The following is a 1,163-nucleotide window of genomic DNA, read 5'->3' as shown; positions in this document are numbered from 1 at the left end:
AGTTGAGCTACACCGGCTTTATCTATCCTAACATTATGTAAGAATAAATATGGTGGAGGATGACGGGCTCGAACCGCCGACCCTCTGCTTGTAAGGCAGATGCTCTCCCAGCTGAGCTAATCCTCCATATTGTGTTGTCATTTCGAATGTCTCTCGATCCGACAAATAGTATTATATAACGATAAGATATTGTTTGTAAAGACTTTTTTAAAATAATTTTTGAATTTATTTTAACGTTGTTTTTTCGTCTTTTCGTTAAGGCACCTAAAGAATTCTACCACTTGTCTCATCATTTTAAAAGTCTTTTTTTCATCTTTTTATGTTTTTTTGTTAAAAAGGGCTCTAATAAAGCTTTATTGATGTGAAATTACCCTTTTCAAGCTTTTTATATGCTTATTTTATTCAATATATCTTCTCATACAAATCATCTAGAGAAGGAATTCTTTTATTATTTTATTTTTCTGGGAAATCATTTTCATGTAAAAATGTCCTTAAATGATGCTGTTCTTTACTATCTTCAATATTAAAGTGTTACTAGGGTATCAAGTTAGTGTTGATTCTTTCTTATTCTTACTTAGAGCGAGCGAAAAATTCAACTGTAAGTGTTGCGATACTCAGTCATCTAGTGTGTCTCTAAACAGTCCTCTGTATCTGGCTGCCAAAGAAAATTCTTATTAGCTGCTTTCTATGCTTTTGATCTTCATCCTAAACGAATTGAACGGCCGACCCATAAACAACAGCTGCGTTGTTCAATGAAAATACATGAAAGTGAGACGGACGGAAAGATCAACTTATCGATGAGGCATTTACTAAATCATCACTTCTCACTTTACAAAGTGATTTAATAGAAGTAATTTTTTCAAAAACACAAAAAAGACCAGTTCCGTATGGAACTGATCCTTAGAAAAGCTTGGCGGCGTCCTACTCTCACAGGGGGAGACCCCCAACTACCATCGGCGCTGAAGAGCTTAACTTCCGTGTTCGGTATGGGAACGGGTGTGACCTCTTCGCTATCGCCACCAAACCTGATGGAGAGAATGTTCTCTCAAAACTAGATAACAATGTTCATGCTTCACATTAGAATATAGGTTAAGTCCTCGATCTATTAGTATCTGTCAGCTCCACGTGTCACCACGCTTCCACCTCAGACCTATCAACCTGAT

Annotated in this window: 1 tRNA gene and 1 rRNA gene; both read right to left on the bottom strand. The window is 36.6% G+C overall.

The window, feature by feature from the left end:
• Positions 1-50: 50 nt before the first annotated feature.
• A tRNA-Val gene (locus C6Y07_RS18770) sits at positions 51-126 on the bottom strand.
• A gap of 782 nt (positions 127-908) precedes the next feature.
• Positions 909-1,024 (bottom strand): 5S ribosomal RNA (rrf, locus tag C6Y07_RS18765).
• Between the last annotated feature and the right edge of the window lie 139 nt (positions 1,025-1,163).

Source organism: Bacillus sp. LNXM12-1 (assembly GCF_003004375.1).
Taxonomy (GTDB): Bacteria; Bacillota; Bacilli; order Bacillales; family Bacillaceae; genus Bacillus.
Note: the sequence above shows the minus strand (reverse complement) of the source record. Positions and strands in the feature narration are given on the sequence as shown.